General features: G+C 45.5%; 22 protein-coding genes. 7 read left to right on the top strand and 15 right to left on the bottom strand.

The features are described from left to right. Nucleotides 1–58: 58 nt before the first annotated feature. The 3 genes from NAF01_RS04130 to NAF01_RS04120 all read right to left on the bottom strand — a co-directional run bounded on the left by NAF01_RS04130 (nt 59) and on the right by NAF01_RS04120 (nt 1,679). Nucleotides 59–328, bottom strand: coding sequence for a DUF4181 domain-containing protein (locus NAF01_RS04130; RefSeq protein WP_250801841.1), 270 nt, complete (start codon nt 326–328; stop codon nt 59–61). A 290-nt stretch (nt 329–618) separates the two neighbouring features. Further along, on the bottom strand, nt 619–1,116 hold the full coding sequence (locus NAF01_RS04125) for a methylated-DNA--[protein]-cysteine S-methyltransferase (RefSeq protein WP_250801840.1): 498 nt from the start codon (nt 1,114–1,116) through the stop codon (nt 619–621). Beyond that, a complete protein-coding gene (locus NAF01_RS04120) occupies nt 1,113–1,679 on the bottom strand; it encodes a bifunctional transcriptional activator/DNA repair enzyme AdaA (protein ID WP_250801839.1) in 567 nt (188 codons plus the stop codon). The genes NAF01_RS04125 and NAF01_RS04120 overlap by 4 nt, the downstream gene beginning before the upstream one ends. A gap of 119 nt (nt 1,680–1,798) precedes the next feature. Between NAF01_RS04120 and NAF01_RS04115 the strand changes: the two genes are divergently transcribed. Beyond that, nucleotides 1,799–2,716: a DNA-3-methyladenine glycosylase family protein gene (locus NAF01_RS04115; protein WP_250801838.1), complete on the top strand. Its 918-nt coding sequence runs from the start codon at nt 1,799–1,801 to the stop codon at nt 2,714–2,716. 110 nt (nt 2,717–2,826) lie between these two features. Here NAF01_RS04115 and NAF01_RS04110 read toward each other — a convergent pair whose 3' ends face one another. Then, nucleotides 2,827–3,429 (bottom strand): YitT family protein, encoded by a 603-nt coding sequence (locus tag NAF01_RS04110; protein ID WP_250801837.1) that lies wholly within the window; start codon nt 3,427–3,429, stop codon nt 2,827–2,829. Nucleotides 3,430–3,507: 78 nt separating this feature from the next. Here NAF01_RS04110 and NAF01_RS04105 point away from each other — a divergent pair, with 78 nt between their 5' ends. Continuing rightward, entirely contained in the window at nt 3,508–4,017 is a 510-nt protein-coding gene (locus NAF01_RS04105) for a GNAT family N-acetyltransferase (protein ID WP_250801836.1), read from the top strand. Between the two features lie 64 nt (nt 4,018–4,081). Here NAF01_RS04105 and NAF01_RS04100 read toward each other — a convergent pair whose 3' ends face one another. Beyond that, nucleotides 4,082–5,971, bottom strand: coding sequence for a Xaa-Pro dipeptidyl-peptidase (locus tag NAF01_RS04100; protein WP_250801835.1), 1,890 nt, complete (start codon nt 5,969–5,971; stop codon nt 4,082–4,084). Between the two features lie 245 nt (nt 5,972–6,216). Further along, nucleotides 6,217–7,479: a YeeE/YedE family protein gene (locus NAF01_RS04095; RefSeq protein WP_197246946.1), complete on the bottom strand. Its 1,263-nt coding sequence runs from the start codon at nt 7,477–7,479 to the stop codon at nt 6,217–6,219. Between the two features lie 157 nt (nt 7,480–7,636). Between NAF01_RS04095 and NAF01_RS04090 the strand changes: the two genes are divergently transcribed. After that, nucleotides 7,637–9,067: a polysaccharide deacetylase family protein gene (locus NAF01_RS04090; protein WP_250801834.1), complete on the top strand. Its 1,431-nt coding sequence runs from the start codon at nt 7,637–7,639 to the stop codon at nt 9,065–9,067. 42 nt (nt 9,068–9,109) lie between these two features. Here the strand turns inward: NAF01_RS04090 and NAF01_RS04085 are convergent, their stop codons facing one another. After that, entirely contained in the window at nt 9,110–9,568 is a 459-nt protein-coding gene (locus NAF01_RS04085; RefSeq protein ID WP_250801833.1) for a GNAT family N-acetyltransferase, read from the bottom strand. A 323-nt stretch (nt 9,569–9,891) separates the two neighbouring features. Here NAF01_RS04085 and NAF01_RS04080 point away from each other — a divergent pair, with 323 nt between their 5' ends. The 3 genes from NAF01_RS04080 to NAF01_RS04070 are packed head-to-tail and all read left to right on the top strand — an operon-like array spanning nt 9,892 to nt 13,364. Next, the gene (locus tag NAF01_RS04080; protein WP_250801832.1) at nt 9,892–11,226 is read left to right on the top strand and encodes a spore germination protein; all 1,335 of its coding nucleotides are present in this window, start codon (nt 9,892–9,894) and stop codon (nt 11,224–11,226) included. Continuing rightward, the gene (locus NAF01_RS04075; RefSeq protein WP_250801831.1) at nt 11,216–12,295 is read left to right on the top strand and encodes a GerAB/ArcD/ProY family transporter; all 1,080 of its coding nucleotides are present in this window, start codon (nt 11,216–11,218) and stop codon (nt 12,293–12,295) included. Before NAF01_RS04080 ends, NAF01_RS04075 begins: the two co-directional genes overlap by 11 nt. Beyond that, nucleotides 12,282–13,364 carry a Ger(x)C family spore germination protein gene (locus tag NAF01_RS04070; protein WP_250801830.1) on the top strand — a complete coding sequence of 361 codons (1,083 nt, stop codon included), beginning with the start codon at nt 12,282–12,284 and terminating at the stop codon, nt 13,362–13,364. The genes NAF01_RS04075 and NAF01_RS04070 overlap by 14 nt, the downstream gene beginning before the upstream one ends. 229 nt (nt 13,365–13,593) lie before the next feature. On the opposite strand, the gene dnaB is transcribed toward NAF01_RS04070, so the two are convergent. The 4 genes from dnaB to NAF01_RS04050 all read right to left on the bottom strand — a co-directional run bounded on the left by dnaB (nt 13,594) and on the right by NAF01_RS04050 (nt 16,610). Then, the gene (gene dnaB / locus NAF01_RS04065; RefSeq protein WP_250801829.1) at nt 13,594–14,904 is read right to left on the bottom strand and encodes a replicative DNA helicase; all 1,311 of its coding nucleotides are present in this window, start codon (nt 14,902–14,904) and stop codon (nt 13,594–13,596) included. Beyond that, nucleotides 14,904–15,245, bottom strand: coding sequence for a replicative helicase loader/inhibitor (locus NAF01_RS04060; RefSeq protein ID WP_250802417.1), 342 nt, complete (start codon nt 15,243–15,245; stop codon nt 14,904–14,906). The genes dnaB and NAF01_RS04060 overlap by 1 nt, the downstream gene beginning before the upstream one ends. Further along, nucleotides 15,238–15,981, bottom strand: coding sequence for a conserved phage C-terminal domain-containing protein (locus NAF01_RS04055; RefSeq protein ID WP_197246961.1), 744 nt, complete (start codon nt 15,979–15,981; stop codon nt 15,238–15,240). Before NAF01_RS04055 ends, NAF01_RS04060 begins: the two co-directional genes overlap by 8 nt. 188 nt (nt 15,982–16,169) lie before the next feature. Beyond that, complete coding sequence (locus tag NAF01_RS04050) at nt 16,170–16,610, bottom strand: GNAT family N-acetyltransferase (protein ID WP_204260562.1); 441 nt, start codon at nt 16,608–16,610, stop codon at nt 16,170–16,172. A gap of 202 nt (nt 16,611–16,812) precedes the next feature. On the opposite strand from NAF01_RS04050, the gene NAF01_RS04045 reads away from it, so the two are divergent. After that, nucleotides 16,813–18,780, top strand: coding sequence for a M6 family metalloprotease domain-containing protein (locus NAF01_RS04045; RefSeq protein WP_250801828.1), 1,968 nt, complete (start codon nt 16,813–16,815; stop codon nt 18,778–18,780). A 43-nt stretch (nt 18,781–18,823) separates the two neighbouring features. Here NAF01_RS04045 and NAF01_RS04040 read toward each other — a convergent pair whose 3' ends face one another. From NAF01_RS04040 to NAF01_RS04025, 4 genes are all read right to left on the bottom strand, one after another. Beyond that, a complete protein-coding gene (locus NAF01_RS04040) occupies nt 18,824–19,324 on the bottom strand; it encodes a DUF1772 domain-containing protein (protein WP_250801827.1) in 501 nt (166 codons plus the stop codon). A 20-nt stretch (nt 19,325–19,344) separates the two neighbouring features. Then, nucleotides 19,345–19,932 (bottom strand): DUF5957 family protein, encoded by a 588-nt coding sequence (locus tag NAF01_RS04035; protein ID WP_250801826.1) that lies wholly within the window; start codon nt 19,930–19,932, stop codon nt 19,345–19,347. A 134-nt stretch (nt 19,933–20,066) separates the two neighbouring features. After that, nucleotides 20,067–20,756: a response regulator transcription factor gene (locus NAF01_RS04030; RefSeq protein ID WP_250801825.1), complete on the bottom strand. Its 690-nt coding sequence runs from the start codon at nt 20,754–20,756 to the stop codon at nt 20,067–20,069. Next, nucleotides 20,757–21,848, bottom strand: coding sequence for a sensor histidine kinase (locus NAF01_RS04025; protein WP_250801824.1), 1,092 nt, complete (start codon nt 21,846–21,848; stop codon nt 20,757–20,759). Nucleotides 21,849–21,943: the final 95 nt, after the last annotated feature.

Here is a 21,943-nt window from a genome sequence, read left to right as displayed (position 1 = left end):
AGGACCGCCGGGAGTTTTTCGGTCCGGAATTCAGTGACTGTTTGATAGCTGATTCAACCTATAACATCCAGAAAAAATCAGTATTAATAACTGTCAATAACAAAACTAAAACAAAGACCAGATGAATAATGGTCACCATATAAGCCCTGCGGTTTTCGGCATACTTCCACTCCATTAAAGCCCTGGCGCTTTCTGAAACACCGATAAAAATAAAGAGCAGGAACCATGGTTCTAAAAACCAGAGCCACTCCATCGGATCCCTCGTCATGTTAAAAGCGCCTCCGCCCAGGATGGCCACTAAAAACCCTATTCGAATGGTCCAATCCACCTTTTTATGTTTTCATTGATATGGTTATATGAAAAAAATTTCTTTTTCTCAACCTTCAGCCATTTTCTTAAACCCAATTCGAAGAAATACATAGATGCTCCGACAATCGCTACTCAGAGTAATAACTTAGGCCAGATCATTGGATCAATGTCATACATACCCTTCCCTCCTCCGCCTTTGCACAACCACTGTGTTCTCTTAACTATTTCTACGGATACGGGAGGAAAAAGTTCCCTTTTTAATTATGACGCTCCAGCTGCAGAAAAAATAAAAGCCGAAGAGGCATCTCTTCAGCCTTGTTTCTCCAATTCAAGCAGAGTCTGCTTCATTTCAATGCCCCCTCGGTAGCCGGTTATCGCACCATTTTTGCCGATGACACGATGGCATGGGACCGCGATTAACAGTGGATTGGCACCGATTGCTTTCCCTGCTGCCCTTACTGCCTGCGGCCTGTTTATTCGCGCGGAAATGTCCGAATAGGAGACAGTTTTCCCGTAAGGAATCTGTGCTAATGCCTCCCAGACTTCTTCTTGGAACGGAGTCCCTTTCACATCAAGGTCCATTGAAAAAACTTGTCTTTTTCCCTGAAGAAATTCCTTTATCTCCATCATGTATGGCTGCAATGCATCTTTATTTTCCGCAAGCACTGCAGCTGGGATATATTTCTTCAGGGAACTTTCAAATTCCTCAAACTCCGGGTCAGATCCAATATAGCAGAGACCCTTTTCTGTTTTCGCCAGATAAAGGCTCCATTCCCCTTCCTGCAGGTTCGCCCATTCAATGTTCATTCTTTCTCCTCCCTTGTTTTGTTTCTATATGCTGCAGGGGTTGTGCCGAGCTTCTTTTTAAATAAAGAGATAAAATAAGGGGTGCTGGGGAATCCTGCTGATGCACCGACATCGGCAATCGAATGCTCCCCAGTCTCCAGCATATGAACCGCTTTTTCGAGCCGGATATCCTGAATATACTCTGTGGGCGACTTCCCGGTGACCCGTTTGAACACCCGCTGTAAATGATAGGGACTTCCATGAAACAGATCCCCCAATTGATGCAATGTAATCGGGTCTTTATAATGCTGATCGATCCACCCGGTTATTTGCTTAACCCATTCTTCTGCTGGCAGGCTGAGGCCTTCTGGTCTGCAGCGCTTGCACGGTCTGAAATTTTCCGCCATTGCTTGATCAGCATTTTTAAAAATAGCGACATTGCCGATATTCGGGACTCTCGATCGGCACGATGGCCTGCAGAATATTCCTGTCGTTTTAACGCCATAAAGAAAGAGATCGTCATAGGATTTATCGCAATCCTTTATTGCAGTCCAGTATTCTTCCGGAATCTGTTCATAAGCCACATGCGCTCACCTCTGCTAAAAAGTATACACAAAAAATACTCATCATCAGCCATTTCCTATATAAAAACGCAAGATAACGTAATCCTGAGGACTTACAATAAAGAAAAGGGGGAATCAAAATGAGCTTTCAATTTGTTAACTGGAAAGATGCTGAAAATGGTCTGGTGCTTTTCACTCCGCCTGAATTCAGCTTTTCCGAAAACCTGCGATACTTGTCACGTTCTGCAAATGAATGCCTTTATGAGATTTCCGGCGAGGCCATTAGACGCGCTATTTCCATCAGAGATGAAAAGCTGCTGCTAGAAATAAGCGGTGAGTCAGATCAGTTCCTGGCTGTCAGGATTCATAAGCCTGTCACGCATCAAATGAAAGCGGAGATTGCGGCATATATTCATGATTGGTTCGACCTGGGAACCGGCCTGACTTCATTCTATGAAATGGCGAAAAAGGATCCCTTGCTTAAAAAGCCTGCTGAGCAATTTTTCGGACTGAGAGTTATGGGAATTCCCGATTTATTCGAGGCTCTGGCCTGGGGAATCCTCGGACAGCAAATTAACCTTACATATGCATATACACTAAAACGGCGGCTCGTTGAAAAATATGGGGAGCCGCTGGAAAACGGCGGGTGCAAATACTGGCTCTTCCCTGCAGCGGAAACGATTGCCCGGTTAACCATCGAAGATCTGGCCGACTTAAAAATGACCGTAAAAAAATGCGAATATCTGATAGACACAGCCCGCTTAATTGCAAACGGCGAGCTGTCGAAAGAGGACCTGCTTAAAGGCGATGTAAAAGCTGCAGAAAAAAAACTAACGCGAATACGCGGCATCGGCCCCTGGACCGCGCATTATGTCCTCATGCGGTGCCTGCGCTTCCCGAACGCTTTTCCTATCGATGATGTCGGCCTGCATAATGCGATCAAAGTGATCACAGGCTCTGAAAGGAAACCCGCGAGAGAGGAAATCCTGAAATATTCAGCTCGATGGGAGAATTGGGAAGCGTATGCTACTTTTTATTTGTGGAGAGTATTATATTAAATTATTTTGCACTGTGCCATTGCCGCAAATCAACGTGAAGCGGAGTGGCAGATAAAATGTAATTCTGGCCGATTGACCTATAAAATGATCAAAAGCACAGTAAAAGGCCGTCAATTAACGGCCTTTTTACTACTTATATCAAGTTCAAGCTTGTAAATGAGATCAATCATCCGCGTCCCGATCATCTGGCAGATCACCGCATAAACAATAACCTTCCAGTCCACGACAACCCCTGTAAGCAAAAGCAGACTGCCATTTATGTAAAACAGCGTCCGTCCCGGCGCACTTCCTCTTGCTTTGGAAATGATTAACGCCAGGATATCCATGCCCCCTGACGAAGCGCCCATCCGGAATAAGATGCCGACTCCAACTCCAAAGACTGCTGCTCCAAGCAAAAGATCCATGAGAACCGGATTCAGCGGTTCCGTTATGTATGGAGTCAGAAAATCAATCGTAACCGAAGTAACCGAAACACAAAACAGCGTCCAGATCACACTGCTTTTCCCGAGCCATTTGGCCGCTGCCAGCAGCAGGCCCGCATTCAAAATCCACAATGTCACCGAATAAGGGGTGTCCAATAGATAATTGAATAAAACTGCCAGACTCGCCGCTCCGCCGGAAGGGATAAAATGCGGAAACAAGAAAAAGGTCATCGCGATTCCCTGGATGCCGGCAGCTATTCCTAAAATCAAAGATTTATAGAGTACGTGCATAACAAAAACTCCTAACTTTTTTCCTCACTCTATCTTATAATATTTTCATAGAAGACGAAACTGCGAGAGGTGAATAGAATGGCCATTCCTTTTGAAACAGACCGGCTCCAGCTCCGGACCATGCAGGCCGATGACCTGGATGCAATTTCTGAGATTTGGGGCAGTCCTGAGGTAATGAAACACTGCGGCGGTGCCAGTACAAAAAGCCGAATCCAGCGCTCCATTGACTTTTACCGGAGGCTGCAGAATGAAAAAGGCTACTCTGTTTATACTGTTTTGCTAAAAGAATCCTCCTCCACCATCGGGGTTTGCGGGTTTAACCCGACTGAAAATGAACACGAAGTCGAGCTCCTCTATCATTTTAATCAGCATTACTGGGGCAAGGGGTATGCTACTGAAGCTGCGGCTGCGTGCGTGGCCGCTTTAAGGAAAAGTGGCCTGAATGTGCGGAAAATATCCGCGGCAGTGGATCCGGCCAACCCTGCATCCGGAAAGGTGCTCGAAAAAATCGGCATGACTGCGGCCGGCATGAAGTGGTTTGAAGATACACAGCAGGAAGAACTCTGTTATGAAATGGAATTTACATAAACAATTGTCCATCTTAAATAAAAAACGAGTCTGCACTTGCTGCAGACCCGCCTCTTCTATTCTATTAAAATCCAACCGCTTTTCTTCCGCCCACAACAGGAAGACTGATATAACTTTGCCCCATTTTTACTTCAAATGTCGCGCCTGTTGTTGAAGGAATGGCACGTCTCCGGTCACTTCCGGCGATGATGATGCCAATTCGGTGACCTTCCTTAAATACGTAGTCTTCGGGCAAAGCACCCCATTCAAACTTATAATTCTTGCCCTCTTTTAAAGGGTCGTCCTGCTCAATCGTTTTCCAGTTCTGCGGATCAAACCATCCTCTTGTCACAACTTCATATGGTGCTGTGTGAGTGGTTTTCTCTGTTTCTTTGTAGCAGGCATCATCTGTTGAACTGCTTTCTCCCCAGCAGGTTTCTGTATCAAGTGTCCGGACACCCTCTCCTGGACCCTCATGATTGATGCGGGTATCTGTTCCATAGTCTACAATGAGAACTGTTAAGTTGGAGTCTTCTTTATCTACCTTTGCCCGAAGTGAAATTTCAGGTATGCCGCTCAAACGGACGTCTTCTTTAAGCTGTGGAGATAAAAATGCCAGGCGATCGCTTTTGACAGCCGTTTCATTCGTGACCATCTGCTGCTCCGTTTGGGTTGGGTTATCTGTAAAAGATTGTTTAAAATTGCCCTTCACAGATCCTGTTGTCAGCGTGCCATTTGTCTGGTCATTCTCGCCTGGTGCCAGACGGATCTTGACATCTGCCGCATTTTGATCCGGCCAGGAAGCTTGAGTTTCCCAATTATCCGCGCCTCTTTCAATATCAACAGCGGGCTCATCCATAATGCCATTCTCCATATCCATCAGCCAGTAATCAAACCAGCGGTGAAGGGTATCAACCCACTCTGCCCTGCGGAAGTCAAATGGATCGACATGGCCGGTTTGAGTGAGCCATAATTTACGCGGTACATCTTCTTTCGCAAGTGCTGTCCACCAGTCCGCAAGGTGATTCATTTTCACATTGTAATCGTTTAATCCATGGACTGCAAACACACTTGCTTTTACGTTTTTAACGTCTTTCACGTAATTTCGTTCATCCCAAAAATCATTATAATCGCCTGATGGATCATCCGCTTCTGAGTTCAAGCGATCGAACACCGGCTTGCAGGCCTCTTTGCGGGAGCTGCTTGCAACTCTGCTGGCCAGGCCGCCTGGCCCGTTGTTGTAATATGTAAGTCCCTCATAACGGTAATAATTGTACCAGCTGCTTATGGCGCCAATTGGAACAATGGTCTTTAAGCCTTCTACTCCTGTAGCGGCAACCCCATTTGCCAGTGTACCATCATAGGACTTTCCAATCATGCCTACATTCCCGGTTGTCCATTCTGCTTTCACTTCGTTATTATCTTGATCCCATGCCTTTGCTCTGCCATTCATCCAGTCAATTACTACTCTGATGCTCTCAATCTCTTCATATCCGCCAGTTGTCGGGCAGCCATCAGAATTGTTCGTTCCAACCATCTCGGGCAATGCTACAGCATACCCTCTTGGAACAAAATAATTATCATAAAATAGAGGAAACTTCTCGTTCACGCCATCCTTGTCCCGGTCTTTCACTTCACTTTCATTTCCGCGCCCAAGACTCTCATAGTACGGGCTCGCATCCATGATCACGGGAACCTTCAATCCTTCTTCTGTTTCTTTCGGACGGATGATATCTACGGCAATCCGGTCTGCTTTTCCGTTTTCATCCGAATCAAGTGTGGACTCGACATAGATCGTCTCACGAATCGCCTCTTCATATGAATAAATTGGCTGAGACTTTACATCCTCGATTTGTGCTGCCTGTACAGGCTCTTCTTTCGCAGCTGCATTTGAAGGCGTGTAGGCAAGTGATGATAGAGTCATAGAAATGACCGCTAACACAGCTGCAGGTCTGAGAAGCTTTTTCTTTTTCATATAATCCCTCCTCTACTATTTGCCACTCATTATATTTCGAGAGCAGAAATATTAATAGATTACTTTTTCCTAAAATTCAATATTTTTCAAAAAATGTTTTTTAGAAGGAATAGGAGGAAAGTCTTGTAAGTGTGAGCTTCGCCAGCTTTGCTGAAGTCGAATCTGAGGGAGGGAATAGGCAGGAGCTTACCGCCAGTTTTAACTAAAAAAAAGCCTGGCACTCATCAAGAGCACCAGGCTATCCATTAACAAACCGAATCTGTAGATTTCGGGTTCTTCAATCCAAACAGCGGACGGATGAACAACGCCACACCTGTTCCAAGCATGGCCATAATCGCCCATACCCAGCCGTGCAGGCTGAAGGATGCAATTCCGCCAAAGTAGGCGCCGATGTTACATCCGAATGCAAGACGGGAACCATATCCCATCAGCAGTCCGCCGACAATCGCAGCACCTGCGACACCCGGCTTAATTTTCCCAGGCTTGAATGTTCCCTGTGATGCCGCTGAAATAAAGGCACCCAGGATGATGCCGAAGTTCATAACACTTGTAGAATCAGCAAGCACTGTATTTTTCAATGCCGCTAAGTTCGGATCTGATGCAAAGTATCCCCATGATGTTACATCGATTCCCATTGCCATCAGCGTTTTTCCGCCCCATAGCGCGAACGCGGATGTGATGCCCCAAGGCGTTCCGCGGACAGTCAAAGTCAGTGCATTCAGCAGCGCCAATACAATTGCCGCTGTGAACAATGGCCATGAGCCTCGCAGGATTTTTTTCCACCCAGCCATTGTAGGCAAAGCTTTCATCATTGGTGCTTTGCGCTTTTTCGCAATTTGCAGGGTCACCCAATAAATCAATGCAAACAAAGCAAGCTGGACCACCAATGCCCCGCCATATCCGAGTCCCGTAGAGGTAGCCAGGGAGATTGGCGGCAATGACGGTGTTTCTTCCATCCAAAATGAGAAGTGGTACGCTCCAATCGTGGAACCAGCGATGAAAGAAATCAGTGTCAGGATCATGGAGGATTGCCCTCCGCCTACAGAATATAAAGTACCGGATGCACAGCCATTCCCAAGCTGCATCCCTATTCCAAAAATAAAGGAACCAAACAGGACGCTGACTCCTACAGGAGACACATATCCTTTAGGCTCAATTCCTGTAAAACTGAAGCCTGTGCTTAAAATAATCGCAAATAAAGCTGAAGCAACTGCCAGCATCAGCATATGCGCCTGCAGGCCCTGCCCGTTCCCTACGCTTGCAAAGCGCCTGAATGCAGATGTGAAGCCAAAGCGGGCATGAAGCAAAGTCATGCCAAGTGCTATTCCAATAATAAATAGAACTCCCTGCGTCATGTTCGCTGTATTTATAATGGAAATGAACAAAATGATAGCTGCAAGAACACCAGCTGCAACGAAAGGCTTTTGAATCGGATTTAAGTTTGAAACAACTGTTGTTGGTGCCGAAACCCATGATTTACTATTACCTTCTACTTGAGCCAACCTCATTCACTCCTTTTCTTATCTTTTTAGTCGGATTAAAGTGTTATTCTATACTATATTTTTTAAAAAGTAAATGGTGAATTTTTCTCCATCCCGAAGATTTCCTGATATAATTATATCTTTGGAGAGTCATAATTTTACAGACAGGAAAGGACAGATATCATTGTTTAAGCGGTTAAAATGGCCTTCGTGGGCAGTATTCTGCCTCTTCATTATGGGCATCTATTTTTTCATCAGCTCTGGAGCTGACACCAGCCTGCAGGCCTTTTCCAGAACAGAAACAACTTCCCCGGCAGCTTTCCCCGGATTAAACCTAGAAACCCGGACAAAGGAAACGAAATCTTATACCCTTGCGATCAGTACTCCTATAACTAAAATTGAGAATTTAAACAAACCCATGAAAGAGTGGATTCAGGCTCAGGAAATGGAATTCCTGGAACTTGTGCAGGCAAACCGGCAAGTGCTGGACAGCGAAGAATTCCGTGCCCATCTCAATATCAAAGCTGAGCCGAAAAAGGCCTCCGATACCATGTACACCCTGGTATTTGAAGCCTACCAGTACACCGGCGGCGCCAATGGGCAGGCCGCGGTCAAAACGTTCACGATTGACCTTGCGAATCAGAAAATGGTGCAGCTTGCCGATGTTTTCCATATGGATGAGGAGTCACTGACAACACTCAGGACGATGATAAAAAACCAAATTGGCCAGAAGGAAGAACTCCAGGACTATCTGTTTGATGACATGCTTGAAGAAGCGCTTGAAAATCCGTCGAGCTGGAAATGGTCACTGAGCGGCAAGAATTTCACGCTTTATTTTAACGAATATGAAATTGCTGCCGGTGCAGCCGGAGCGGTCAAGGTGAAAATTCCAATCGAACAGATTCGTCCCCTCTTAAAGGATGAAATTGCCCTGCATTTGAAGCTCCCTGACATCCAGCTGCCTGAACCCGAAGTCGAAGAACAGGAAGCAGCTCCACTTGATCCAAACGGCAAGTATATTGCTCTTACCTTTGATGATGGGCCGCACCCGAAAGTCACACCGCTTATATTGGATATTTTAAAGAAGCATAACGCAAAGGCTACCTTTTATATGCTTGGCAGTCAGGCGCAATTTTATCCTGCACTCGCAAGCCAAGTGGCTGCGGAAGGCCATGAAATCGGAAATCACAGTGACAGCCATGCGGACCTTTCTTCTCTCGGCGAAAAAGAAATCCGCAAAGAAATGGAAGAGGCCAGCGCCAAAATCAAGGAAGCAAGCGGCCAGCTTCCCGCAACCGTCCGTCCGCCTTATGGCGCCATGAATGAAGATGTGAAAAAAATTGCCGGAATGGCCCATACACCGCTTATTCTTTGGTCTGTCGACTCACTTGACTGGAAAACACTAAACGCTTCATCGATTCAAAAAATTGTGAAGGCCAATGCCGTGCCAGGCTCAATCGTCTTAATGCACGACATCCATATGCCAACTGCTCAAGCACTTCCAGACCTGCTGAAGTACCTGGAAAAAGAGGGCTACGAATTCATTACCGTCTCCGAGCTTCTATCCCTGCAGGAACAGGAAGTGACCGGTACGTTTTTTGGAAAAAGATCATAAGCATTCAGCAAAACGCTCAGGATTCTTCCTGAGCGTTTCTTTTTAAGTCCCTGTCCCCTTTTCATAAAAGGGAATGGAGCCGCCGCCCGCCCCGTACACCTCTCCTCGATGCGTCCAGCCGTATTTTTCATAATACCCTTCCAAATCCGTCTGAAGATAGAGTTTTTTAAATCCAAGGTTCGCCGCTTCTTCAATAGCATGATCAAGCAGCCGGGCGCCAAACTGCTTCCCTCTGCAGTCCGGGTCAATGTACAGACATGCCAGCCACGGATGCACATCCTGCCGGCTATTAAGATCATTGCGGATTAATGCATACGTGCCAATGAATTGCTCATCCTGGATGGCTGCATAAAACCTCGGAATCCCGTCCTCAGTTTTCCCGGAGTGAATCATGCAATCCTGGTAAAAAGTGAAGTTTTCTTCTGTTCCCCACTTCTCCCAGAAAAATTGAACTGCGCTATCCAATAAATGAGGATGTTCGTGAACTGCGATAATTCTCATTGTCATTCCTCCCGCATTACTTATTCCTCCCTGGTTTTGATAATTCCTTTTTTGGGTGGCGGAACTCTCTTGATGACCAGCGGGATTAAGAGGCTGTTTGTTTGCGGCAGGCTGATTTGAGGGGGATAGTTGGATTGATTATTGCCATTCACTGGACATTTCACTTATGAAAAGTCGCCTATATTAACACTTTAAAGGCTTAAGATGTCCACCCCTCTCTTTTTTAGCCGAGGGCTAAAACTCCAAATAAATTTTTTAGGAATAAAATTTTCCAGCAAGCGAAAGTTAATAATATTTATGTCTTTACGAAAGGGTAACCCGCAATGGATCGATTTATTAATGAAATAAAAGCAGAGCTTGGGAACAACGGAGATTTTCATCTTCAAAGGGACTATCTAGCCGATTCTGCCGTGATGCTGCTGGGATTTAATACACTCATCGATTTTATTAAAACGAGAACGGTGCTTCACAAACATGCGGAGAGTATCCTTTTGCAGAATCAGCCTGCTGAGGATTTATGGCGGGCCATTGGGGAAGTGTTTGAAGGGGATGTCCAAAAAGCCATTTCATCCATTTATGAAGGCAAGCTGGTAATCCATTTTGAAAACACCGACCGTTTTATCATTATGGAGCCTGTATCCGCTATGCTCGATCGTTCGATTGATTCACCCACAAATGAAAATGTTATTCAAGGGGCATTGGATTCCTTTACAGAAGGAATCGATACTAATATCGGCATCGTCCGAAAACTGATGAATTCAGACGAAATCAGAATCGACTCTTTTTTAGCCGGCTGCAGCCGCAAAAACAAATTATCCTTGCTGTATTTAGACGGCCAAGCGGATGTGAATCTGGTTAACAGCATTCGTGATCATATTGAAAAAAATATCCAAATGGAAGCATGTGATCTGCAGGGGATTGCCAAAATGCTGGGGTTTCCGTCTTGGAATGCGATTTCAAAGTTTAATACGACTGAGCTGCCCCATCATGCGGTTCAGAATCTGAAAAAAGGAAAAGTCGTTCTGTTCGTAGATCGATTGCCTTTTGCTCTCATTCTCCCAAGTCTGTTCTGGGATATGTTTGCTATTGAAAATGACCGGAATTTTCCTCTTCCTATTATGTTTGCCATTAGGATTATCAGAATCATCGGCATTCTGGTGACGCTGATCAGTCCTGGGCTTTATGTGGCTTTGGTCTCAGTCAACCCTGAAGTATTGCAGATTCAGCTTGCTTTATCAGTTGCCCAAAGCCGTGAAGGGGTTCCCTATCCGGCTTTGGTAGAAATTATTCTCATGCTTGTCATCCTTGAATTAATCCTGGAAGCAAGTGTAAGGCTGCCGAAATCCATTGGCCCCACCATTACAATGGTCGGAGGAATTATCCTGGGACAGGCTGCCGTGGAAGCAAAATTAGTCAGCAATCTGCTGATCATCATTCTTGCCGCCACAACCATTGCCAATTCAACCATCGTCGGGTTTCAGAATGCTGTCTCCATTCGGCTGTTCAAGTACGCCATTGTGCTTCTCGCGGCAATATTTGGCATCTTAGGGCTGGTTGCCGGCTTGGTTTTCATTGGCGCTTACCTGGCAAGCCTCAATACCTATGGAAAGTCCTATCTCTACTTAAATGTAAAAGGGAATGAAAGCAATGGCGGATAAAAGTTTGCATGTCATGCTGATGTACATCATCAGCCATTTGGGCCTGATTTTCTTTATGTATCCGGGCAATGTGATTTCAAGTACAGAACAGGGCCACTGGCTTCCTGTTCTGGTCGGCGTGATCATTCATTTCATTTTCATCTCTATTTATATGAAGGGACTTAGCTATTTTCCGAAAAAAGACATCATTCGCATCTATGCGGGGATCGGAAAAGGCACAGCGGTCCTTTTTATCGCCCCGGTTTTCTTATATTTCAGTATGATTTTATTAATTACGCTACGGGCCTATGCCGAAATCATTACTATTGTCTTTTTATCAAACACTCCTTTATGGGCCATCATGCTCTTATTGATATCTATTTCGACCTATATAGCAGCCAAAGGAGTCGAAACGATTTTTCGCACAGGACTCCTCCTATCCCTTTTATTTCTTCCTATCATCATCTTTATTTTCTTCACTTCTTTTCAAAACGTGGATTGGAGGTACTTAGTTCCTTTAGATGCAGATCTCGGTTTCATTATAAAGAGAACATACTTGGAAAGCTTTTTTGCTTTTTCCGGAGGCTTTCTGTTTCTCGGTTTTGTCCAGCCTTATTTCTCCTATGACAGAAAATATGTATTATGGGCTGCCGCCTTTCTTATTCCCTTTTTCCTTTTTTCAGTCTATATTCCGGTCCTGACTTTTGGGCAGGCCACCTCAGCTACAACCTTCCTGCCCTATGTTGTGGCAGTGGATGCCATTAATATTAATTGGCTGATGTTCGACAGGGTCACGATGTTTTTTCTGTTAAGCCTCATCTCCTTTATCATGCTTTACCTTGCCCTTGTATCCTGGAAAACAATCAGAATCTTAAGTCATTACTTTCCTTCCATTAAACCGGTAAAATTGTTGCTCGCCCTATCTGCCGCAGTCTATTTTTCATGTTTTTTAATCCCGGACTGGAAAGATGTCGAGAAATTATTTTGGTGGAATACGTTCCTGAGGTTCTACATTTTGATAGCCATTCCATTTTCAATCTTTTTCTTTGGACGCCGCATGAAGAGGAAGGGTAAAAATGAAACCATTTAATTTAAAATCTAAAGCCCCTATTACTGTCTGTCTCCTTCTGGCAATGATGACATTAACCGGCTGCTGGGATATTAGGGATATCAATCATCGGACACTTCCTGTTGTCCTTGGCATTTCTACTGTTGAAGACGATCAATACAAGGTTTTCCTAAAAATCCCTGAGCCTGTGGAAGGGTCTATGGAAGTAAAGATTGTATCCGGTACGGGGAAGACCATTTCCCACGCGGTTGATGTCATCAGCCGAAACATGGAAACCAGCGTAGATCTGCTTCATGTAAAAGTCATCATGATTGAGCGGAAAACAGCGGAGAAAGGCATGAAAGACATCATCGCCGGTTTCATGAGATCACGGGAGGTATCACCAAAAGCACTAGTCACGATTTGTGACCAGAACATGGATGAATTTTTTTCGATACTCTCAGAATCAAAGAATCTTAAAGGAACCAACATGTTCGATTATTTCGAAAAAAATGCAGGCTGGAATCCGGAGATTGCCCTTACAAGGATATGGGAAGTCTACCGCAGCATCCATTCCTATACACGAGATGTAGCTATCCCCCTGATTGTGACGGGAGAAACGACAACTTACGAACAAGCAGGCTCTGCCGTTATTAAAAACGGAAAGATGGTGGAGCAGATCAGTAATGACGAAACCCTGCTATTTAACGCGTTTAATAATGAAAGCACCCATGGACAAATTGAAGTCCTGAATCACGCAAGTGTCATGATCATCGGCAACTCCATGGACCACCATACTGACTTGACTGATAAACAGCCAGTTTTGAAGAGCCGAATAAACCTAAAGGTTGTCGTACTTGAAACAAGAGGCAAAACATCCAGTGTCATGATCAAGAAAGAATTGAGCCATCTCCTGTCAAGCCGATTCAGCAGCATGTTAGCCACACTCCAGGAAAGCGAAGCAGATATTTTGGGCTTAGGCCAATTGTATCGCACTAAAATCGACCGAAAAGAGCTGAAAAACTGGCGGTCCATTTACTATCCAAACTTGAAATCTGATATCCAATTCAACATAGACATCCAAAATGAAGGGTACTTAAGAACAACCTGATGGGACAGTGAGGCTGTCCCTTTTTCAGGTCAGGCGGGAATGCATGATAATTTTGCTAAAATCAGGGGAACCAATCGGTTGCGGTTGCGTTGCTCGTCGTCGGTCTTCCAATCTGAGGAGCACTATTTTACGTGATTAATGCCGCTCGCTAAACTATTTTGCTCGATTAGTACCTCTCATGTATTCAAACTCTTTATGCCAAATGTGCATTCCATCCAATTCGCTTCGCTCACCCTAACTCCCCCGGCGGCAGATCTCCAAACTTCCCAATCTCCTTCATAAACGCCAGCCGTACTGTCCCAATCGGCCCATTCCGCTGTTTGGCGAGGATGATCTCAATCGTATCCTTGCGGTCGGATTCCCTATAGTAATAATCATCACGGTATAAAAACGCTATCACATCTGCATCCTGCTCAATCTGCCCGCTCTCCCGCAAATCTGATAGCATCGGCCGCTTGTCCTGCCTGCTCTCCACGCCCCTGCTCAGCTGTGACAGGGCAATGACCGCTACATTCAAATCCCTTGCCATCGTCTTCAGCTTCCGGCTGATCTCGCTGATCTCCGCCTGACGGTTCTGATGCCTGGGATCCCCCGCAATCAGCTGCAGATAATCAATCACCACCAGCATCCGTTTACCCTCCCCGTACTTCCGGCGTGCTTTTCTGACCTTGGACCAGATGTACCCGATATCCATTCCCGCCTGGTCGAAAATATGCAGCTTCACCTCACCAAACGCCCCCATCACATCGGAAAATTGAGACCAGTCCCCCTCACCGAAATAGCGCTTGGGGTTTCTCATTTTAATCGAACTGATTTCCCCTTTGCAGCTGATCATCCTTTTCAGGAGCTGCTTTTTGGACATCTCCAGTGAAAAAATAAGAGCCGCATCCTGACCAGCCGCGTTCAGAGCCATATTTAGAGCAAAGGCTGTTTTCCCGACACTGGGCCTCGCTCCGACAATTATCAAATCAGATTCCTGAAATCCGCCGGTCAGCTTATCCAGATTCCTAAAACCAGACGGAATCCCGGTCATTTCCCCCAGATCCTTTTCCGATTCCCCGTAAAGCTCCACCAAAGAAGGCAGAACCTCCCCCAAGTCATCATCACCAACGTGATCTTCTATCTGCATGAGCTCCTGAATACCCTCCCTCAAGGTACAGGAGATATCTCCAGTCTGCGCATTTTCCTGAATTCGCCCCGCAATTTCGACAGCCTTGCGCTTCTGGTAATATTCAAGAACCGTATCCTGATAAAATGTAAAGTTCGCCACTGTCGGAACACTACCGGCAATCTGGGTGATATAGCCGATTCCCCCAATGCTCTCAAGATTGTGAGGGCCCGCTTCCTCCACAACTGAAATCACATCAACAGGCTTCCCCTTCGCATCAAGCTGCAGGATAATCGTCATCAGCCGCTTAAGTCTCGCTAAATAAAAGTGTTCCGGCCGCAGCGTACAGTCTTTGATAAGCCCATCCTCCAAAAACAGCGCTCCCACTGTCGCCTCTTCTGCCTCCTGGCTGTAGAGCCCGTAACCTTGCATCAGGCTTCCCCCCTGGCTATTCCGAGTATCTCCCGCATTTTCGCCAGCTCTGCCTGAATCACTTCCTCTCTTGCCGGCTTCCAGGATATCGGCACAACATAGGCCGTATCCCGGCAATCCGGAACCGCTCTGGAAACAGCCGCAGATTTCCGCACCAAATCCGATATCTTCGGCGGATAAGGTGACACCTCCACATGCCGATACAAATTCAGGCGAAGTTCTTCAACCTCATATGGCTGCAGCACCTCGTGCCAGTTATCAATTTTCTGCTGATTCACCTCAAACTGCTCGTAATAACCGGCAATCAGCTCTAGCAGCGTATACGTATCCCGTTTAGTCATCAAGGTTAAAGTCCTCCTCCCGCAGCAGCTTACCAAGCGGCTTTTGATTCAAGTACGATTCAAAGCGGGAGCCAAACAGCGTTTCCGGCCTCAGAAACTTTCTCCAGTAAGGATCATGCAGCCATTCCTCCGCCTTCAGGTCGATCACTTTTTTAAAATCATCGAGACTGAATCCCTCCAGCCACCGGGCCCGGATCAGCTTCTTCGTTTTCTTCGAGCCTGTCCGATATGCAGTATGGGTTTGGCTGTTCAGGTATTCGATAACCTCAGCATAAGGGATATATTTTTTCTCTGTTGTTGTCTCTGTAGTACTCTCTGGTACTGGCTGTTGCACATTGTCATCCACGGGGTTGCAATCTGTTATATTCATTTCTTCAACTTGAGATACTCGATGTTCTACTCCAAGTGATGCTTCCAATTCAGCTATTTTTTCATAATCAATCGTGTACCACTTGGTCTTATCCATCTTACTGGCATTAAAATTCGCAGATATCAAAAACCCCATTTCCTCAAGGGAACGAATGGTACGTCCAATCGTCGCATGGGACCAAAATGGCATCTGCTTCTTCCAATCTTTATATGTATTGTAAATCCATTTGCGCCCTTCTTTTACATGCCCGCTCTTCACAAGCCAATAATGAATCTGCTGAATGAGCACCGCCTCATTCAATCCCACCTTTTCCGCCAATGACGGAAGAATTAACATAGGCCTTTCATCTACTAAAAGTGAACTCATATACATCCCTCCACTATTTTTAATGCTCGAATTCTGCTAGATTCGGTTTGGCAGATTCGAGAATCGCAACCCTTTCATATATATATATAGGTTCGCGACCCCCAAAAAGACAGGGTGAATGAATATTATTCCGGTAATTATGAATATTTCATGAACAAATAAAGAAAGGCTGTCCTTTTTCGGCAGCCTTAAGTTTGCAATCGTTTCTCCAGCACGATCTTATGCAGTCCTTTTTCATCCGTGTAAGTTTCAATAACATCAAATCCATGCTTAATATTCAAAATCAGCATGCCTCTCCATTTGTTCATCGTCTTCGTCCGCACCATCTTAAATCCCATTTCTGTTAAATATTCATGCTGCTTTTCCATTAGCATGGAAGCAATCCCGTTCTCCCTGTATTCAGGGTCTACTCCGCCTAACCAGCTATAAAAGGTATCATCATCAAGGGGATATCCCATTTTATACCCAATCACTCTTTCTTCAGCCATAGCTGTCTGCACCAGCAAATGAGATTTGCTTTTCATCTTACTGACTAAGTCTTCAGAGTCGCCGAATATGTTCCTATGAAGTTGCATGATTCCTTTTAAGATGTCATCCCCTGGCATTGAATAAAAGATAGTTAATTTCATATGTCCCTCCTGCTTAGAAAGCTTCCCTTCTCTTTAAATATAGCAGTTTTAGACTACCGCTTCCCTCTGCTTTTCGTTATTACAGGAATCCAGTCTTAGGTCTTCTCTATCATTTTGAATATTTTAAATATTTTATATTTTTAATACCGAAACAAAATTGTATAATTTACCATAATACTAGAATTAAGGGAGGCGAAATAAAATGAGGCAATTGAAAAAATCTTTTATCTTCTTTGTTACATTGCTTTTAATGACCATTTCTTCTGCGGCTTATGCAGAAAAGCCGGGTCTTGAAGATTTCCCGGAACCCGCAGATGGGCAGTCCTGGGAGCTTCCTGAGGATATGACCTGGGAAGATTACCGGCCGGTGCCGGGAATTGACTGGCGTACGGCTGATATTGAGCCTGAAAGAGTATTACGGGGAGCTCTTGTCATTGTCGATTTTCCTGACCGGGAGTTTATTTTAAGCCAGCCGGAAGGATCTGAAGTCGCAGGCAACCCTATTGGCACCGGCAATATCCCGCGCGATGAAATCGGCCAGTTCTGGGTGGATTTCCTGAACAAGCCGCAGCCGCTGAATAATCATCGGACCATCAATGAATATTGGAGAGAAAATTCGTATGGCAAATGGGCTGTTGAACTGGATTCATTCGGAACCTATCGGATGGACCACAATGAATTCCAGTACGGACTGAACGAATTTGGGCAGCAATCCAACATGCCTGAAGAGTATCAGGCAAAAAATTTAAGATCTGAAGCAATAGAAAAGGCACAAGCTGATATCGCAGCTTCAGGCAAAAATTACGATTTCACCTTCATCCTGCATGCCGGATATGATGAATCAGGTGTCTGGCAGGAGTTTGGAGAAATGATGTTCCAAACAGCAGAAGATGTGGCGAAGGAATTTGGCCCGCCTTTTGAAGGATTCCCGAATTCCGCCAATACCCGCTATGTCCCTTGGACTTCATGGCTTGCTGCAAAAAGCATCTGGTCCAGTGCAAGCCGGGGTGTTTCCATCCAGGGTGAAAACGATGGAATGGGAACCTTCGCTCATGAATTTGGCCATATTATGAATTTGGGGGATAACTACAATAATCCATATGGAAAGCCTGTTTCCCGCTCTTATTCCGGACCATGGGAATTAATGAGCCGCGGAAGCTTCAATGGTCCTGCAGGGCCGCATACAAGATGGATGGTCCTTCCTACCCTGGGCGGATCAGCGCCGGCGCATCACATGCTCCGAAACAAAATCAAGCAAGGCTTCTTATCGGAAGACCAGTACTTGAACATCAGCCGGGAGGAATTGGCTGAATCCGGACCTGTCTTTACTGATATCCTGGCACGTGCGGTACCGGCCGGTGAAGAGTTTGGCCGTAATGCCCTTCACGGCATCAACATCAGCATGGAAGATCTGACGCCAAAAAATTCACTTGAGGACGACTGGCGTGCGGACATGCAGCGCGGGGAAAAATGGTATAACAACTATACGGTGGAAGTAGTGGACCGTGTAGGATTCGACTCCTTCACCCCAGATTCCGGCGTTCTTCTTGCCAAAACCAAAAATACGGAAGCAGCACCAAATATCTGGGTCATCGACTCTCATGCAGAAGACATTAACAAGGTTGACTTTAAACGCCCTGACGGAACAGAAGCTATGTATTCAAAAGGGGATTACAGACAGCTTTCCGATTCTCTCTTCAAGGCAGGCACAGCAGATGGGGTTGTCAGCGAATATAAGGACGAGCATAACCGTCTTCACTTTTATATTTTAAATAAAAAGCTTGATAACGAAGGAGCCCTCTCCTATCGTGTCGCCGTCCGCCATATGGATGAGTCAGGCCCGGCCACAAGAGGCATCTCAGCTGAAAACAGCAGAGTCCAATTTGCCGCTCCAGGCAAGGTGGCAGCCTATTCCTTCAAGGTAACCAATACGGGCAATGCTGCGGATCTTATCCGCCTCAATGCTAAGAACGAAGCCGGCTGGGAAATCATGCTGGAGCATAATGTGATTGAGGTGCAAGCCGGGGAAACAGTGGAAGTTCCAGTTTACGTGAAAATTCCAAAAACCAAGCCTGTACCGACAAACCTTACATTTACAAGCACCTCAGAAACCGATCCTGCCAAAACGGATACAGTTACACGCCGTGTTGGCCCTGGTGCGGGGAAATAATCGATTAAAAAAGGGACAGGCCCGCCTGTCCCTTTCCATTTGCCTACTCTCTTTCATGCAATTGGTTCTTATAAAACTTTAAAAATCCCACAAACACCATGACAGCGCCAATCGTATTGCACGCTACTCTGATCCAATTGATCATCAGAAACTCTCTTGCTGTCTGTTTTAGAAATTCCACTGAATGAACACTCTGCCCATCAATAAACATTATTTCATTCCGCGGCCATTCAAATATCATGGAGACGAGCCCCAGGAGAATCATAACAAGGATACTTCCCAGAACCCAGCTTCGGGCAGATTTTATTTTCCACACCAGAATCAGCGCCCCAGCCCCAGTGATCCAGCTCGCTAACCCAAGCGGCGGGAAAAACGTATGAGGACTCGCAGCCTCCATAAAGTCCATCGAAACCTCAAACGATTCCGGCACGTTATGAAAAATATTCGGATACACCATGAATACCTCCAGTATAAAAGCCCCCAGCATAATAAAGGTGATCCATAAATATGAAACCATAAAGAAATATGTCAGTTTTTGCTTCATTGCTTTTCCTCCTTCTTCTTTTATTTCTTCTTATACTGCCAGGCAGGTACCATCACCGCGAATAAGGCAGCCAGATAAAACGGCAGAAATTTAATCCCCACTGGCTGATCGAATAAATAGAAACTAATGTTTCCAATCAGATTAGATAAAATAACACCTGCTGTTAATCCGCCGGCTGCGCCAGCCAATACCCAAACCAGCAGCCCTCTGTTTTTTTCTTTGGAGCGAACAGGCTCCTTCGGCTTCCATACCTTTCGGACCGCAGCCGCGCCTGCCCCAAGAAACAGTAATCCCGCAACCGGGTGGAACGCTCCAAGCCAGCTGATTTTCCAGCCCATATTGGCAGTGAAATACATGGCAAACAGCAGCAGAAAAACCGCTATCATTTCTTGATAAATCCTTTTAAAAAATCCTCCTGCCAGCGCACTCAGCATCATCAGCACCGGAATGGCATAGCCAAACAAATGCACCAACATTTTATGGGCGGCCCATTTGGACGGATCACCAAAGATCGACATCCCCGCCAGCAAAAACTGAATCAGCAGGCAGCCCAGATATACCAAGCCCAATCCTATATAACTATTTTCAGCCAATGTTCTTTTTGGCATTTTCTTTCATCTCCTCTGCTGTTTCATTTACAAAACCCATTCTAAGCAGAGGTTCTAACGGCACTCTTATCAAATTCTTACAGAAATATTAAATCCAGAAATAAAAAAAGAACGCATAGAAAATCTATACGCTCTTACCGTTTAAACCGATAGCCCACGCCCCAAACCGTTTCGATATAATCCGGTTCGGATGGGTCTTTTTCAATTTTCTCCCTCAGCCTTCTGATATGAACTGTCACGGTTGTGACATCCCCATAGAAATCAAATCCCCACACCTGCTCGAGCAGATGCTCTTTGCTGAAGACCTGGTTCGGGGAGGAAGCCATGAACAGCAGCAGGTCGAACTCTTTGGCCGTAAGGATTTTTTCTTGATTGCCCTCAAATACTTTCCGTGTACCCGGCTGAATCATCAAATCCCCAATCCTGATGTCTTCGTCCTTGCCGGGACCGCTGGAAGTCAGCCTGTCATACCGGACTATATGCGCCTTCACCCTGGCGATCAATTGATTGGGATTAAAAGGCTTGGCAATATAATCATCTGCTCCCCGGCCCAATCCCCTGATCATATCAATGTCCTCATTTTTTGCCGTCACCATAATAATGGGTATCTCTGAAACCTCCCTGATTTTCCTGCAGACTTCATAACCGTCCATATCCGGAAGCATCAAGTCCAGCAGCACCAGCCGATAGGCGTTGGTTTTTAAGCGTTCCAGCCCTTCCTGACCCGTTGCTGCAATATCTGCCACATAATGGTTCAGTTCCAGGTAATCCCGTTCGAGCTCAGCAATGCTGGGCTCATCTTCAATGATCAAGATTCTTTCCAATCATCTTCCCCCCTTTTTTAACGTGAAAAAGATACTAAGCCCCTGTCCGGTTCCGCCATTTGCCCAAACGGTCCCCCCGTGGCCTTCAATGATTTTTTTCACAATGGCCAGACCCAGCCCGCTGCCGCCTGTGGCAGAATTCCGGGAGACATCCGTACGGTAAAAGCGGTCAAATAAATGAGGAAGCTCTTCGCGTGAAACGCCAGCACCATTATCCTGAATTTCAACCGTGACGTCCTCCGCTTTTGACGACAGCCTGACGACTAATTCTTTCTTTTCTTCCTTCATGTATTTCAAGCTGTTCTGCACAATATTGCCAACAACGCGATTCAATTTCTCCCTGTCAGCCTGTACCCGATACGATTGATTCGGCTCGCACTCAAGACGGAGACTGACAGGCTGTCCCGCCAGATTAAACCGAAGCTCCTCGAGATAATCATCAAAGTAGGACGCTAAATCCAGCTCCCTCAAATCATAAGGAACATTCGGCAAATCAAGCTTGGAATACAATAGAAGCTCCGAAATCAAAGCTTCCATATCATCCGCTTTTTTTTCAATTGTGCCCAAATATCGTTCCATCTTTTCCGGCGTATTCGCCACACCATCTGCCAGGCCGCGGATATAGCCCTTTATGCTCGTTAAAGGAGTTTTTAAATCATGGGAAATGCTTGCAATCAATTCCTTCTGATTTTCTTCATACTGCTTTTGCATCGCTGCGGCTTCCTTCAATCGGCTTCTCATGCTTTCAAACGCCATGGCCAGTTCGTTCAGCTCATCCTTTTTCCCGGAAACCACTATTTCTGTATCCAGATTTCCTCTGCTGATATCATTTGCCGACTGCTTCAGCCGGAGAAGCGGAGCAATGATGCTTTTCGAAACAAGGAAAGTCAGGATTCCATTGGTCAAAACGAGCACCCCGACCAGCAGATAAATCCGAATCGACCGGAAAAATTCAAGATCCTCCTGATCCACTGAACCTTTCACAGGATAGAACAATATATACCCAATGACCATTTCCAGCAGCAAAAATAAAGCAACAGGAAGCAGCACCATCCCTATATTCGATAAAATCAATCGTTTTTTTATGGACATCCAGTCACCCCGGTTTTTTATCATAATAGCCGGGTTGAACCCAGCTTGATAGTCTTGAAAGAAGTATAAACAAAGATTCTAAACAAAACATTATA

Origin of the sequence: Cytobacillus firmus (genome assembly GCF_023657595.1) — a bacterium.
GTDB lineage: Bacteria > Bacillota > Bacilli > Bacillales > Cytobacillaceae > Cytobacillus > Cytobacillus firmus_B.
The sequence above is the reverse complement of the archived record's forward strand: the minus strand, read 5'-3'. Positions and strand labels throughout refer to the sequence as shown.

Excerpts from the sequence above, each read along its gene's own strand:
- NAF01_RS04125 (WP_250801840.1), bottom strand. The coding sequence starts at position 1,116 with ATGAACATTGAATGGGCGAACCTGCAGGAAGGGGAATGGAGCCTTTAT.
- NAF01_RS04115 (WP_250801838.1), top strand. The coding sequence starts at position 1,799 with ATGAGCTTTCAATTTGTTAACTGGAAAGATGCTGAAAATGGTCTGGTG.
- NAF01_RS04110 (WP_250801837.1), bottom strand. The coding sequence starts at position 3,429 with ATGCACGTACTCTATAAATCTTTGATTTTAGGAATAGCTGCCGGCATC.
- NAF01_RS04105 (WP_250801836.1), top strand. The coding sequence starts at position 3,508 with ATGGCCATTCCTTTTGAAACAGACCGGCTCCAGCTCCGGACCATGCAG.
- NAF01_RS04100 (WP_250801835.1), bottom strand. The coding sequence starts at position 5,971 with ATGAAAAAGAAAAAGCTTCTCAGACCTGCAGCTGTGTTAGCGGTCATT.
- NAF01_RS04095 (WP_197246946.1), bottom strand. The coding sequence starts at position 7,479 with ATGAGGTTGGCTCAAGTAGAAGGTAATAGTAAATCATGGGTTTCGGCA.
- NAF01_RS04085 (WP_250801833.1), bottom strand. The coding sequence starts at position 9,568 with ATGAGAATTATCGCAGTTCACGAACATCCTCATTTATTGGATAGCGCA.
- NAF01_RS04080 (WP_250801832.1), top strand. The coding sequence starts at position 9,892 with ATGGATCGATTTATTAATGAAATAAAAGCAGAGCTTGGGAACAACGGA.
- NAF01_RS04075 (WP_250801831.1), top strand. The coding sequence starts at position 11,216 with ATGGCGGATAAAAGTTTGCATGTCATGCTGATGTACATCATCAGCCAT.
- NAF01_RS04070 (WP_250801830.1), top strand. The coding sequence starts at position 12,282 with ATGAAACCATTTAATTTAAAATCTAAAGCCCCTATTACTGTCTGTCTC.
- dnaB (WP_250801829.1), bottom strand. The coding sequence starts at position 14,904 with ATGCAAGGTTACGGGCTCTACAGCCAGGAGGCAGAAGAGGCGACAGTG.
- NAF01_RS04060 (WP_250802417.1), bottom strand. The coding sequence starts at position 15,245 with ATGACTAAACGGGATACGTATACGCTGCTAGAGCTGATTGCCGGTTAT.
- NAF01_RS04055 (WP_197246961.1), bottom strand. The coding sequence starts at position 15,981 with ATGAGTTCACTTTTAGTAGATGAAAGGCCTATGTTAATTCTTCCGTCA.
- NAF01_RS04050 (WP_204260562.1), bottom strand. The coding sequence starts at position 16,610 with ATGAAATTAACTATCTTTTATTCAATGCCAGGGGATGACATCTTAAAA.
- NAF01_RS04045 (WP_250801828.1), top strand. The coding sequence starts at position 16,813 with ATGAGGCAATTGAAAAAATCTTTTATCTTCTTTGTTACATTGCTTTTA.
- NAF01_RS04040 (WP_250801827.1), bottom strand. The coding sequence starts at position 19,324 with ATGAAGCAAAAACTGACATATTTCTTTATGGTTTCATATTTATGGATC.
- NAF01_RS04035 (WP_250801826.1), bottom strand. The coding sequence starts at position 19,932 with ATGCCAAAAAGAACATTGGCTGAAAATAGTTATATAGGATTGGGCTTG.
- NAF01_RS04025 (WP_250801824.1), bottom strand. The coding sequence starts at position 21,848 with ATGTCCATAAAAAAACGATTGATTTTATCGAATATAGGGATGGTGCTG.